The organism is Prosthecodimorpha staleyi (assembly GCF_018729455.1).
Taxonomy (GTDB): Bacteria; Pseudomonadota; Alphaproteobacteria; order Rhizobiales; family Ancalomicrobiaceae; genus Prosthecodimorpha; species Prosthecodimorpha staleyi.
The window spans coordinates 19,178-32,653 of the sequence record NZ_JAHHZF010000001.1; the positions used below are offsets into that span (position 1 = coordinate 19,178).

Genomic DNA, 13,476 nt, shown 5'->3' on the forward strand with positions numbered 1-13,476 from the left:
CGCTTCCGATGGCCGTTCGCAGACTGGCACCCGCCGAAGTCCAACCCGCCAGCTTCGCCTTCTCGGCGGAGAATTTGGCCTGGGCGCAGGCGACCATCGCCAAGTATCCGGCAGGCAAGCAGGCCTCGGCGGTGATCCCGCTTCTGTGGCGCGCGCAGGAGCAGCATGACGGCTGGGTGTCGGAGGCGGCGATCCGCTATCTCGCCGACATGCTCGGCATGCAGTATATCCGCGTGCTCGAAGTGGCGACCTTCTACACGATGTTCCAGCTGGCCCCGGTCGGCAAGAAGGCGCATGTCCAGGTCTGCGGCACCACGCCCTGCATGCTGCGCGGCTCGGACGACCTGATCAAGGTCTGCAAGACTCGCATTGCCCCGCATCCGCACGAACTGTCCGCCGACGGCAATTTCTCGTGGGAAGAGGTCGAATGCCTCGGCGCCTGCGTGAATGCGCCGATGGTCCAGATCTGGTCGGACTGTTACGAGGACCTGACGCCGGACACGCTGAACGGCGTGCTCGACATCTTCGAGCGCGGCGACACGCCCTCGCCGGGTCCGCAGAACGGCCGCCACCTCTCGGTCCCCGAGGGCGGCGCGGTCACGCTGACCGATCCCGGCCTCTATGACGGCTCCTACCGCGTCAACATCGTGACCGACGGCTCGGCGACGCCGAAGCCGGCGGGGGAATGAGGGCGCCGATGACCAGCCTCGCCGACCGCATCCGTGACCTTCTCGTGAGCCGGGACTGAGCATGCTCCAGGACAAGGACCGCATCTTCACGAACATCTACGGCCTTCAGGACAAGAGCCTGAAGGGCGCGATGTCGCGCGGGCTCTGGGACGGCACCAAGGCCATCCTGGACATGGGCCGCGACTGGATCATCGACCAGATGAAGGCCTCGGGCCTGCGCGGCCGCGGCGGCGCCGGCTTCCCGACCGGCCTGAAATGGTCGTTCATGCCGAAGAAGTCGGACGGACGGCCGCATTATCTGGTCGTCAATGCCGACGAATCCGAGCCCGGCACCTGCAAGGATCGCGAGATCCTGCGCAACGATCCGCATCATCTGGTCGAAGGCTGCCTGATCGCCTCCTTCGCGATGGGCGCCAACGCGGCCTATATCTACGTGCGCGGCGAGTTCATCCGCGAGCGCGAGGCGCTGCAGCGCGCGATCGACGAAGCCTATGAGGCCCGCCTGATCGGCAAGGATAACATCCACGGCTATCCGTTCGATCTCTACGTGCATCACGGCGCCGGTGCCTATATCTGCGGCGAGGAGACGGCGCTGCTCGAGAGCCTGGAAGGCAAGAAGGGCCAGCCGCGCCTGAAGCCGCCGTTCCCGGCCAATGTCGGCCTCTACGGCTGCCCGACCACGGTCAACAACGTCGAATCCATCGCCGTCGCGCCGACCATCCTGCGCCGGGGCGGCGCCTGGTTCGCCGCGCTCGGCAAGCCGAACAACACCGGCACCAAGCTCTTCTGCGTCTCCGGCCACGTCAACAAGCCGGCGACCTTCGAGGAGGAGATGGGCATCTCCTTCCGCGAGATGATCGACAAGCATTGCGGCGGCATCCGCGGCGGCTGGGACAACCTGCTCGCCGTGATCCCGGGCGGCTCCTCGGTGCCGCTGGTGCCGGCGGCGCAGATCGCCGATGCGTCTATGGACTTCGACACCCTGCGCGGCCTCGGCTCCGGCCTCGGCACGGCGGCGGTGATCGTGATGGACAAGTCGACCGACATCGTCCGGGCGATCGCGCGGCTGTCCTATTTCTACAAGCACGAGAGCTGCGGCCAGTGCACGCCGTGCCGCGAAGGCACCGGCTGGATGTGGCGCGTCATGGAGCGCATGGTCCATGGCGACGCCACCAAGAAGGAAATCGACACCCTCTTCCAGGTGACCAAGCAGATCGAAGGGCACACCATCTGCGCCCTCGGCGATGCCGCCGCCTGGCCGATCCAGGGCCTGATCCGCCACTTCCGCCACGAGATCGAAGCGCGCATCGATGCCCGTCACGGCGCGCGCCCGCTGGTGGCGGCGGAGTGAGGAGGGAGCCGTGTCGACCAACGAAAACGAACTGATGCTTCGCATCTTGGTCGATATCCAGACCAAGTTGGCTGAGCATTCTAAGCGTTTCGACACGGTTGACGGGCGATTGGCCAAGATCGAGCGCCGTCTCGATGAAGTGCATGAGACGCTCTACACGTCGTTCGGCATTGCCGGGCACGCCAACGTCAAGACGGACATGCTGCAGCGGGAACTTGAAGAACTCCGTGATCGCGTGACGCGTCTGGAAGAGAAGGCCTGAGGACCGATATGGCCAAGATCAAGATCGACGGCATCGAACTGGACGTCGCGCCCGAGTCGACGTTGCTGCAGGCCTGTGAGATGGCCGGGGCCGAGGTGCCGCGCTTCTGTTTCCATGAGCGGCTGTCGATCGCCGGCAATTGCCGCATGTGTCTGGTCGAGGTGAAGGGCGGCCCGCCCAAGCCGCAGGCCTCCTGCGCCATGGCGGTGCGCGACCTGCGTCCCGGTCCGAACGGCGAGGCGCCGGAAGTCTTCACCAAGACCCCGATGGTGAAGAAGGCGCGCGAAGGCGTGATGGAATTCCTGCTGATCAACCATCCGCTCGATTGCCCGATCTGCGATCAGGGCGGCGAGTGCGACCTGCAGGACCAGGCCATGGCCTATGGCGTGGACACCTCGCGCTATGCCGAGAACAAGCGCGCCGTCGAGGACAAGTATATCGGCCCGCTCGTCAAGACGAGCATGAACCGCTGCATCCAGTGCACCCGCTGCGTCCGCTTCACCAACGAAGTCGCCGGCGTCGGAGACCTCGGCCTGATCAGCCGCGGCGAAGATGTCGAGATCACCACCTATCTCGAAACCGCGATGCGCTCCGAACTGCAGGGCAACGTGGTCGATCTCTGCCCGGTCGGCGCGCTGACCTCGCGGCCCTACGAATTCACCGCCCGGCCCTGGGAACTGACCAAGACCGAATCGGTCGACGTGATGGACGCGCTCGGCTCGAACATCCGCGTCGACAGCCGCGGCCGCGAGGTGCTGCGCATCCTGCCGCGGCTCAACGAGGCCGTGAACGAGGAATGGATCTCGGACAAGACCCGCCATGTGGTCGACGGCCTCAGAACCCAGCGGCTCGATCGGCCCTACCTGCGCGGGACGGACGGCCGCCTGAAGCCGGTCTCCTGGGGCGAGGCCTTCGCGGCCATCGCCGCGAAGGTCAAGGCGACCGCGCCGAATCGGATGGCCGCGATCGCCGGCGATCTCGCCTCGGTGGAAGAACTCTACGCCCTGAAGACGCTGGCGACCGCGCTGGGCATCGCGTCGATCGACGGCCGGCCGGCTCTGAGTGGGCTCGATCCAAAATTCGGTCGCGGCAGCTATCTCTTCAACACCACCATTGAGGGTGTCGAGGCGGCTGACGCGCTGCTGATCATCGGCGCCGACCTGCGCAAGGACGCGCCGATCCTCAACGCCCGCATCCGCAAGCGCTGGCGCCAGGGCGGCTTCAAGGCGGCCGTCATCGGCACGACGGTCGACCTGACCTACGACCACGTCCATCTCGGCGCCGGTCCGGATACGCTCGAGGCGCTGGCCCGCGGCGAACTGGCCTTCGCGGAGGTCCTGAAGGCGGCAAAGCGGCCGCTGATCCTGGTCGGGCAGGGCGCCATCGCCCGGGCCGACGGCCTCGCGGTCCTGTCCGCCGCCGCCCGCCTCGCCCGCGATGTCGGCGCGGTTTCGGACGAGTGGAACGGCTTCTCGGTCCTGCACAACGGCGCCTCCGCCGTCGGCGGGCTCGACATCGGCTTCGTGCCGGGTGAGGGCGGTCTCGGCACGGCCGGTATCGTGACGGCGGCCGGACGCGGCGACCTCGATCTGGTCTTCCTGCTCGGCGCCGACGAGATCGATACCGCGGCGCTCGGCTCGGCCTTCGTGGTCTATCTCGGCACCCATGGCGATGCCGGCGCGCACCGCGCCGACGTGATCCTGCCCGGCGCGGCCTACACCGAGAAGTCCGGCACCTTCGTCAACACCGAAGGCCGGGTGCAGCTCGCCAACCGCGCCGCCTTCCCGCCCGGCGAGGCGCGCGAGGACTGGGCGATCCTGCGCGCCCTGTCCGCCGTGCTCGGCAAGACGCTGCCCTTCGACAGCCTTGCCGGCCTGCGCTCCAAGCTCTATGCGGCCCATCCGCATCTCGCCCGGATCGACACGATCGCACCGGCGGCTGCCGGCGACGTGACGGCGCTCGCCGATGTCGGCGGCGCCATGGACCGGGCCGGCTTCGTGGGACCGATCCAGGATTTCTATCTGACCAACCCGATCGCGCGCGCGTCCGCCGTGATGGCCGAGTGCTCCGCGCTCGCCCGCGCGCGAACGACCGCGGCCGCGGCGGCCGAATGAGGACGGACGACAATGGCTGACTTCTGGTCCTCCTATCTCTGGCCGCTGATCATCATGGTCGCACAGTCCGTGCTGCTGATGGTCGTGCTCCTGGTCGTGATCGCCTACATCCTCTATGCCGACCGCAAGATCTGGGCAGCCGTCCAACTGCGGCGCGGCCCGAACGTCGTCGGTCCCTGGGGCCTGTTCCAGTCCTTTGCCGACCTCTTGAAGTTCGTGCTGAAGGAGCCGGTCATCCCGGCGGGCGCGTCCAAGGGCCTGTTCCTGCTGGCGCCGCTGATCACCGTGATCCTGTCGCTCGCCGCCTGGGCGGTGATGCCGGTCGCGCAGGGCTGGGTGATCGCCGACATCAATGTCGGCATCCTCTACATCTTTGCGATCTCGTCGCTCAGCGTCTACGGCATCATCATGGGCGGCTGGGCCTCGAATTCGAAGTATCCGTTCCTGGCCGCGCTGCGGTCGGCGGCTCAGATGGTCTCCTACGAGGTCTCGATCGGCTTCGTGATCATCACCGTGCTGCTCTGCGCAGGCTCGCTGAACCTGTCGGCGATCGTGCATGCGCAGGAAACCCGCGGCCTCGCCAGCCTGCTCGGCGTGCCGTGGCTGACGGTGTTGAACTGGTACTTCATTCCGCTGTTCCCGATGTTCGTGATCTTCTTCATCTCCGCGCTCGCGGAGACGAACCGCCCGCCCTTCGATCTGGTCGAGGCGGAATCCGAACTGGTCGCGGGCTTCATGGTCGAGTACGGCTCGACCCCGTACATGATGTTCATGCTCGGGGAGTATGTGGCGATCGCGACGATGTGCGCGCTGACCACGATCCTGTTCCTCGGGGGCTGGACGGCGCCGATCGCGCTGCCGCCCTTCACCTGGATCCCGGGCATTTTCTGGTTCCTCCTGAAGGCGCTCCTGGTCTTCTTCATGTTCGCCATGGTGAAGGCATTCGTGCCGCGCTACCGCTACGACCAGCTGATGCGACTGGGCTGGAAGGTGTTCCTGCCGATCTCGCTCTTCGCGGTGGTCGCGGTGGCCGGCTTCCTGCGCTTGACCGGGCTCGCGCCCTGAGGAGAGGCCGATGGAAGTGTCGCTGCCGGGTCTGGTCGGCGCGGTCGTGGGGCTGGGGGTCGGGCTGATCGACTACGGTCTGATCGCGATGCTGATCCGGCGGGCGGCCGAGCGCAAGGGAACGGCCGCTCCGCTGATCCGGATCGGCCCGACCGCGCTGGACTTGGTGATGAAGGTGGTTTTCGTGGTCAATGCCCTGGTCTTCGCCGGGCTCGGCTACTGGTTCGGATCGACCGTCGGCGGGTGAGCCGGTCGGCGGATGACGAGGGAAGCGTGAGGATGACACTCGATCAGGCTGCAAGGGCCTTGTTCCTGAAGGAGTTCGTGCAGGCCTTCGTCCTGTCCATGCGCTACTTCTTCAAGCCGAAGGCGACCATCAACTATCCCTTCGAGAAGAATCCGATCTCGCCGCGCTTCCGGGGCGAGCACGCGCTGCGCCGCTATCCGAACGGCGAGGAGCGTTGCATCGCCTGCAAGCTGTGCGAGGCGATCTGCCCGGCCCAGGCCATCACCATCGAGGCCGGCCCGCGCCGCAATGACGGTACGCGGCGCACGACGCGCTACGATATCGACATGACCAAGTGCATCTACTGCGGCTTCTGCCAGGAAGCCTGCCCGGTCGATGCCATCGTCGAGGGACCGAACTTCGAGTTCGCCACCGAGACGCGCGAGGAGCTGTACTACGACAAGGACAAGCTGCTCGCCAACGGTGCCCGCTGGGAGCGCGAGATCGCGCGCTCCATCGAGATGGATGCACCCTACCGCTAGAGTAGACGGATTGCCGGGTCGCGCCCGGTCCGGAACGAGACTATCAATCGCCGGCCCGGCCGGCTCAGGGGTTCCCGATGGTCCTGAAAGCCCTCTTCTTCTATCTCTTCGCGGCCGTCACGGTCGCGTCGGCCTTCATGGTGATCTCGGCTCGGAACCCGGTCCACTCGGTCCTGTTCCTGATCCTCGCCTTCATCAACGCGGCCGGCCTGTTCCTGCTGGTCGGCGCCGAGTTCCTGGCCATGATCCTGGTCGTGGTCTATGTCGGCGCCGTCGCGGTCCTGTTCCTGTTCGTGGTGATGATGCTCGATGTTGACTTCGTCGAGTTGCGCCAGGGCTTCCTGCAGTATCTGCCGATCGGATCCGTTTTGGGCGCGGTGCTGCTGGTCGAACTGCTGATGGTGCTCGGCGGCTGGGTGATCGATCCGGGCCTGGTCGGCAAGGGGGCGGTGCCGATCACGGCGACGGGCAGCAACATCGAGCAGATCGGCACGGTGCTCTACACGAAATACGTCTTCTTCTTCCAGGCGTCCGGCTTGGTCCTGCTGGTCGCCATGGTCGGTGCCATCGTGTTGACGCTCCGCCACAAGGAAGGCGTGCGCCGGCAAGACATCTCCCGCCAGGTCGCACGCGGCCCGGCCAGTTCGATCGAGGTCGTCTCGGTGGAGACCGGCAAGGGCCTCTGAGGTTTCGGTTTCGGCGCGCCGTCCGGGGGGCCGGGGGGCATTTCGACGGTTGCGCCGGAGCATTTCGAGGAAGTCTGGGCGTCAGGCCGGTTGTGGCCGGTGCCCGAACGGGGGTGACCCATGGAAATCGGATTGTCGCACTACCTCTCGGTGGCCGCGATCCTGTTCACGCTCGGGGTGTTCGGCATCTTCCTCAATCGGAAGAATGTCATCGTCATCCTGATGTCGGTCGAGCTGATCCTGCTCGCGGTGAACATCAATTTCGTCGCCTTCTCGGCCTTCCTCGGCGATCTCGTGGGCCAGGTCTTCGCCCTGCTGGTTCTCACCGTTGCGGCGGCAGAAGCCGCGATCGGCCTTGCCATTCTGGTGGTCTTCTATCGCAACCGCGGTTCCATCGCGGTCGAAGACATCAATTCGATGAAGGGTTGACCGGCTCATGTACTCGGCCATCGTCTTCCTGCCGCTGATCGGCTTTCTGATCGCCGGCGCCATCGCGCTCTTCGCGCATCCGACTGCGCCTGACGGCGCGGCAGCGCTGAGCGGCCATGGACATGACAGCCACGGTCACGGCTCCCAAGGTCATGCCTCCCACGGGCATGACGACCACGGTCACGCCGCCGACGATCACGGCCACGGCCATGACGACCACCATCCTTCCGCACCGGGATCGCGCGCGGCGGAGCTGGTCACGTCGAGCCTGATGGTCGTCGCCGCGCTGTTGTCCTGGGTCGCCTTCGTCAGCGTCGGCCTCGGCGCCGGCGAAGCGGTCCGCGTGCCGCTGTTCGCCTGGATCCAGTCCGGCACCCTGTCGGTCGACTGGGCCATCCGCGTCGACACCCTGACCGCCGTCATGCTGGTGGTCGTCAACTCGGTCTCTGCGCTGGTCCACATCTACTCGACCGGCTACATGAGCCACGACCCGCATCGGCCGCGCTTCTTCGCCTATCTGTCTCTGTTCACCTTCGCCATGCTGATGCTGGTGACCAGCGACAACCTGCTGCAGATGTTCTTCGGCTGGGAGGGCGTCGGCGTCGCCTCCTACCTGCTGATCGGCTTCTGGTTCCAGAAGCCCTCGGCCAATGCGGCTGCGATCAAGGCCTTCGTGGTCAACCGGGTCGGCGATTTCGGCTTCGCACTCGGCATCTTCGGCGTCTACGTGCTGTTCAACTCGATCGAGTTCACGACCATCTTCGCCAATGCCCAGGCGATGGTCGGTCACAAGCTGCACTTCCTGAACGGCTATGTGGATGCTCTGACGGTCATCTGCCTGCTCCTGTTCATGGGCGCGATGGGCAAGTCGGCGCAGTTCCTGCTGCACACCTGGCTGCCGGACGCGATGGAAGGCCCGACCCCGGTCTCCGCGCTGATCCACGCCGCCACCATGGTGACCGCGGGCGTGTTCATGGTCGCCCGCCTGTCGCCGCTGTTCGAACTCGCGCCGACTGCGCTCGCCGTCGTCACCTTCATCGGCGCCACCACGGCCTTCTTCGCCGCGACGGTCGGCCTGGTGCAGAACGACATCAAGCGCGTGATCGCCTATTCGACCTGCTCGCAGCTCGGCTACATGTTCGCCGCCCTCGGCGTCGGCGCCTATTCGGCCGGTGTGTTCCACCTGTTCACGCATGCCTTCTTCAAGGCGCTTCTGTTCCTCGGCGCCGGCTCGGTGATCCATGCCGTCTCGGGCGAGCAGGACATCCGCCGCATGGGCGGGCTGAAGCAGCACATCCCGCTGACCTACTCGATGATGGTCATCGGCACCCTGGCGCTGACCGGCTTCGGCGTGCCCTTCAGCCAAGTCGGCTTCGCCGGCTTCAACTCGAAGGACGCGATCATCGAGAGCGCCTTCATGGGCCACGGCGTCTTCGCCACCTACGCCTTCATCCTCCTGGTGGTCGCGGCCCTGTTCACGTCCTTCTACTCCTGGCGCCTGATCTTCATGACCTTCTGGGGCGCCCCGCGCGCGCCGCAGGACGTGATGGATCATGTCCATGAGAGCCCGCGCTCGATGACCGTGCCGCTGATGATCCTCGCCTTCGGCGCGGTCTTCGCCGGCATGCTGTTCACCGGCCTGTTCAATGGCTACGGCCATGGCTGGGAAGCCATCAAGGGGCACTACGACGCCTTCTGGAAGGGCGCGCTCTTCACGGGTCCGGACAACCGGATGATCGAGGAGACCCACAACGCGCCGATGCTGGTCAAGGCCTCGCCCTTCATCGCCATGGTGATCGGCTTCGTGACCGCCTACTGGTTCTACGTCGTCGACCCGTCGCGTCCGGGTGCGGTCGCGGCGCAGAATCCGGGGCTCTACAAGTTCCTGCTCAACAAGTGGTACTTCGACGAGCTCTACGACTTCATCTTCGTCCGCCCGGCCAAGTGGCTCGGCCGCTTCCTGTGGAAGGAGGGCGACGGGCGCGTCATCGACGGCCTCGGGCCGGACGGCGTCTCGGCCCGCGTGGTCGACATCACCCAGCAGGTGGTGCGGCTGCAGACCGGCTACCTTTACCACTATGCCTTCGTGATGATGATCGGCATCGCCGCGCTGGTGACCTACATGATGCTCGGAGGCTCGCACTGATGTCCGGCTGGCCCCTGCTTTCGATCGTCACCTTCCTGCCGCTGGTCGGCGTGTTCTTCGTCGCCATCGTCGGCGGCGAGGATGCCGTGGCGAAGAACCGGATCCGCGTGACCACGCTGGTCACCACGGTCTTCACCTTCCTGGTCTCGCTCCTGATCCTGGCCCGTTTCGATACGGCCAATCCGGGCTTCCAGCTGACCGAGAAGGCCGCCTGGATCGGCGGCACCTTCAACTATTCGATGGGCGTCGACGGCATCTCGGTGCTGTTCGTCATCCTGACCACCTTCCTGATGCCCTTCTGCATCCTGGCCAGCTGGGACAGCGTCGATCGCCGCGTCAAGGAATACATGATCGCCTTCCTGGTCCTCGAGACGCTGATGATCGGCGTCTTCACGGCCACGGACCTGATGCTGTTCTACGTCTTCTTCGAGGCCGGCCTGATCCCGATGTTCATCATCATCGGGGTCTGGGGCGGACCGCGCCGGGTCTACGCCTCGTTCAAGTTCTTCCTCTACACGCTGCTCGGCTCGATCCTGATGCTGGTCGCGATGGTCGCCATGTACTGGCAGGCCGGCACGGCCGACATCCCGACCCTCATCGGCCACAAGTTCCCGGCCGGCATGCAGACCTGGCTGTGGCTCGCCTTCTTCGCCTCCTTCGCGGTGAAAATGCCGATGTGGCCGGTGCATACCTGGCTACCGGACGCCCACGTCGAGGCGCCGACCGCCGGATCGGTGATCCTGGCCGGCATCCTTCTGAAGATGGGCGGCTACGGCTTCCTGCGCTTCTCGCTGCCGATGTTCCCGCTGGCGTCCGACCATTTCGCGCCGCTGGTCTTCACCCTCTCGGTCGTCGCGATCATCTACACCTCGCTGGTCGCGCTGATGCAGGAGGATATCAAGAAGCTGATCGCCTATTCGTCCGTCGCCCATATGGGATTCGTGACCATGGGCATCTTCTCCGGCAACATGCAGGGCATCCAGGGCGGTATCTTCCAGATGATCAGCCACGGCTTCGTCTCAGCCGCGCTGTTCCTCTGCGTCGGCGTCGTCTACGACCGGATGCATACCCGCGAGATCGCCGCTTATGGCGGACTGGTCAACCGCATGCCCTGGTACGCGGTCGCCTTCCTGATCTTCACCATGGCCAATGTCGGCCTGCCGGGCACCTCGGGCTTCGTCGGTGAATTCCTGACGCTGATCGGTGCCTTCCAGGCCAACACCTGGGTCGCCTTCTTCGCCACGACCGGTGTCATCCTGTCGGCCGGCTACGCGCTCTGGCTCTACCGCAAGGTGGTGTTCGGGACGCTGGAGAAGTCGAGCCTCTCCGGCATGCTTGACCTGGACCGGCGTGAAAAGGCGATCCTCTATCCGCTGGTCGCCGTCACCATCCTCTACGGCGTCTGGCCGGCCCCGATCCTGAACACGATCGCGGCCTCGACCAACGCGCTCGTGGTTAAGTATCAGGCGGCGATCGAGGCGGTCACCAAGACGGCCGCGCTGATGCACTGATCCTGTCGGCCGGCGGGGCAGGGGCTCCGCCGGCCGACCCGTCCCGCGGCGCCGCATTTGGCGCCGCCGCCGAATTGATGTGATGGACGTCCGCCTCGCCGGTCTTCGCCTCTGAGAGGGCAGGGGATCGAACCGAGGGCACCGAAGGGAACGACACTCGTGATGGCTCTCCCCGCCCTGTCCCCGGCCCTGCCGGAGATCCTCCTCGCGGTCGGCGCGATGGCGCTCCTCATGTTCGGCGCCTTCGCCGGCGAGAAGTCGTCCCGGACGGTGTCGTTCGGCGCCATGGCGCTGATCGCGGTCGCCTTCCTGATGCTGCTGTTCGCGCCGAAATACGGCACGACCTTCTCGGGCGCCTATGTGCTCGATCCCTTCGCGCGGCTGATGAAGCTGCTCGCGCTGGCCGGCTCGGGCTTCGCCATCCTGATGTCGCTCGACTTCGCCCGCCGGGAGCGGTTCGACCGCTTCGAATATCCGGTGCTTATCCTGCTCGCCACCGTCGGCATGATGGTGATGATCTCGGCCAACGACCTGATCTCGCTCTATCTCGGCCTCGAACTGCAGTCGCTGGCGCTCTACGTGATCGCCGCGATCGACCGCGACAATGTCCGCTCGACGGAAGCCGGCCTGAAGTATTTCGTCCTCGGCGCGCTGTCGTCGGGCATGCTGCTCTACGGCGCCTCGCTGACCTACGGCTTCACCGGCCATACCGACTTCGCCGGCATCGCCGCGGCGCTCAAGGCGCACGGTTCCTCGCTCGGCATCGTCTTCGGCATCGTCTTCGTGCTCGCCGGCCTCGCCTTCAAGATCTCTGCGGTGCCGTTCCACATGTGGACCCCGGACGTCTACGAAGGCGCGCCGACCCCGGTGACGACCTTCTTCGCCGGCGCGCCGAAGATCGCCGCCGCCGCCCTGATGGTGCGCGTGGTCATCGACGGCTACGGCCCGATCGCCAAGGATTGGCAGCAGATCGTCGTCTTCATCTCAATCGCCTCGATGGTGCTCGGTGCCTTCGCCGCCATCGGCCAGCGCAACATCAAGCGCCTGATGGCCTATTCGTCGATCGGCCACATGGGCTACGCGCTGGTCGGCCTCGCCGCCGGCACCCAGCAGGGCGTCGAAAGCGTCATCCTCTATGTCGCCATCTATCTGGCCATGACGCTCGGCACCTTCGCCTGCATTCTGGCCATGCGCCGCAAGGACGGCCCGGTCGAGGATATCGGCGAACTGGCCGGCCTGTCGCGGACCAGCCCGGTGCTGGCCTTCCTGCTCGCCATGCTGATGTTCTCGCTCGCCGGCATCCCGATCCTGGCCGGCTTCTTCGCCAAGCTCTACGTGTTCATGGCCGCCGTGAAGGCCGGTCTGCTCGGCCTCGCCATCGTCGGCGCGCTCGCCTCTGTGGTCGGTGCCTTCTACTACCTGCGCATCATCAAGATCATGTATTTCGACGAGCCCAAGCCGGCCTTCGAACCGATGCCGCTCGAACTGAAATTCGTGCTCGGCCTGTCCGGCCTGTTCGTGCTCGGCTATGTGCTGATCGCCAACCCGATCGGCACGGCGGCGACCACGGCGGCCGCGAGCCTGTTCTGATGGATCGGCCTACGCTCGGCCCGAAGGCGCGGGCGGCGGGCATCCGTCTGGAATGTTTCGAGACGATCGGATCGACCAACACCGCGGCCATGGAGCGGGCGCGTGCGGGCGACCCGGGCGGCGTCTGGTTCTATGCCGAGACCCAGACCGCCGGGCGCGGCCGGCGCGGCCGGACCTGGGCGACGCCGACCGGCAACATGGCCGCGAGCTTCCTGCGCATCGTGCACGTCGCGCCGCAGGCCGCAGCCACCTACGGCTTCGTCGCCGGGCTCGCGCTGCACCGGGCCCTTTCAGGTCTCCTCGCCGCAGACCGCCTCGCGCTGAAATGGCCGAACGATCTGCTCCTCGACGGCGCCAAGCTGTCCGGCATCCTCTTAGAGGCCGAGCGGTGCGGCGACGGCCGCATGGCGCTGGTCATCGGCATCGGCGTCAATGTCGTGACCGCCCCGGAGGGGATGCCCTATGCGGTGGCTTCGCTGGCCGGCGCCGGACTACCCGTCCCGGCCGCCCAAGTCTTCGAGCGTCTCGCCGAAGCCTGGGTCGAGATCGAGGCGCTGTGGGACGAGGGGCGGGGGCTTGCCGAGGTCCTGTCGGCGTGGCGCGCCTGCGCCGCCGGGCTCGGCGCGCCGGTCTCAGTGACGCTCGGCAGCCGCACGCTCGCCGGCCGCTTCGAGGGGATCGACGCCGAGGGCCGGCTGGTCCTCGCCGCCCCGGATGGCGGGCGCCACACGATCACGGCCGGCGAGGTTCATTTCGGCCCATCCGCTTCCGCCGCGCCTTGACCGGAATTGGCCAAAGAGGCGGCAGCCGGAACCCTCGCCGCCCTCGACCAGAGGCTTCGCTTACCGTATACTCGGGCACCCGG

At 66.3% G+C, this 13,476-nt stretch carries 13 protein-coding genes; all 13 read left to right on the forward strand.

What is annotated here, in order from left to right:
* Positions 1-8 precede the first annotated feature (8 nt).
* The 13 genes from nuoE (at position 9) to KL771_RS00180 (ending at position 13,393) form a co-directional block, all read left to right on the forward strand.
* Entirely contained in the window at positions 9-689 is a 681-nt protein-coding gene (gene nuoE / locus KL771_RS00120; protein ID WP_261966551.1) for an NADH-quinone oxidoreductase subunit NuoE, read from the forward strand.
* A 61-nt stretch (positions 690-750) separates the two neighbouring features.
* Complete coding sequence (gene nuoF, locus KL771_RS00125; RefSeq protein WP_261966552.1) at positions 751-2,040, forward strand: NADH-quinone oxidoreductase subunit NuoF; 1,290 nt, start codon at positions 751-753, stop codon at positions 2,038-2,040.
* A 10-nt stretch (positions 2,041-2,050) separates the two neighbouring features.
* Positions 2,051-2,302: a hypothetical protein gene (locus tag KL771_RS00130; RefSeq protein ID WP_261966553.1), complete on the forward strand. Its 252-nt coding sequence runs from the start codon at positions 2,051-2,053 to the stop codon at positions 2,300-2,302.
* Positions 2,303-2,310: 8 nt separating this feature from the next.
* Complete coding sequence (gene nuoG / locus KL771_RS00135) at positions 2,311-4,416, forward strand: NADH-quinone oxidoreductase subunit NuoG (protein WP_261966554.1); 2,106 nt, start codon at positions 2,311-2,313, stop codon at positions 4,414-4,416.
* Between the two features lie 12 nt (positions 4,417-4,428).
* On the forward strand, positions 4,429-5,481 hold the full coding sequence (nuoH, locus tag KL771_RS00140; RefSeq protein WP_261966555.1) for an NADH-quinone oxidoreductase subunit NuoH: 1,053 nt from the start codon (positions 4,429-4,431) through the stop codon (positions 5,479-5,481).
* Between the two features lie 10 nt (positions 5,482-5,491).
* Positions 5,492-5,728 carry a hypothetical protein gene (locus KL771_RS00145; RefSeq protein ID WP_261966556.1) on the forward strand — a complete coding sequence of 79 codons (237 nt, stop codon included), beginning with the start codon at positions 5,492-5,494 and terminating at the stop codon, positions 5,726-5,728.
* A 32-nt stretch (positions 5,729-5,760) separates the two neighbouring features.
* Positions 5,761-6,249 carry an NADH-quinone oxidoreductase subunit NuoI gene (gene nuoI / locus KL771_RS00150; RefSeq protein ID WP_054362369.1) on the forward strand — a complete coding sequence of 163 codons (489 nt, stop codon included), beginning with the start codon at positions 5,761-5,763 and terminating at the stop codon, positions 6,247-6,249.
* Between the two features lie 77 nt (positions 6,250-6,326).
* Complete coding sequence (locus KL771_RS00155; protein WP_261966557.1) at positions 6,327-6,935, forward strand: NADH-quinone oxidoreductase subunit J; 609 nt, start codon at positions 6,327-6,329, stop codon at positions 6,933-6,935.
* Positions 6,936-7,055: 120 nt separating this feature from the next.
* The gene (gene nuoK / locus KL771_RS00160) at positions 7,056-7,364 is read left to right on the forward strand and encodes an NADH-quinone oxidoreductase subunit NuoK (protein ID WP_054362367.1); all 309 of its coding nucleotides are present in this window, start codon (positions 7,056-7,058) and stop codon (positions 7,362-7,364) included.
* A gap of 7 nt (positions 7,365-7,371) precedes the next feature.
* On the forward strand, positions 7,372-9,510 hold the full coding sequence (nuoL, locus tag KL771_RS00165; protein WP_261966558.1) for an NADH-quinone oxidoreductase subunit L: 2,139 nt from the start codon (positions 7,372-7,374) through the stop codon (positions 9,508-9,510).
* On the forward strand, positions 9,510-11,021 hold the full coding sequence (locus tag KL771_RS00170; protein ID WP_261966559.1) for an NADH-quinone oxidoreductase subunit M: 1,512 nt from the start codon (positions 9,510-9,512) through the stop codon (positions 11,019-11,021). The genes nuoL and KL771_RS00170 overlap by 1 nt, the downstream gene beginning before the upstream one ends.
* Positions 11,022-11,183: 162 nt before the next feature.
* The gene (gene nuoN / locus KL771_RS00175; protein ID WP_261966560.1) at positions 11,184-12,611 is read left to right on the forward strand and encodes an NADH-quinone oxidoreductase subunit NuoN; all 1,428 of its coding nucleotides are present in this window, start codon (positions 11,184-11,186) and stop codon (positions 12,609-12,611) included.
* The gene (locus KL771_RS00180) at positions 12,611-13,393 is read left to right on the forward strand and encodes a biotin--[acetyl-CoA-carboxylase] ligase (protein WP_261966561.1); all 783 of its coding nucleotides are present in this window, start codon (positions 12,611-12,613) and stop codon (positions 13,391-13,393) included. The genes nuoN and KL771_RS00180 overlap by 1 nt, the downstream gene beginning before the upstream one ends.
* The last annotated feature ends 83 nt before the right edge of the window (positions 13,394-13,476 follow it).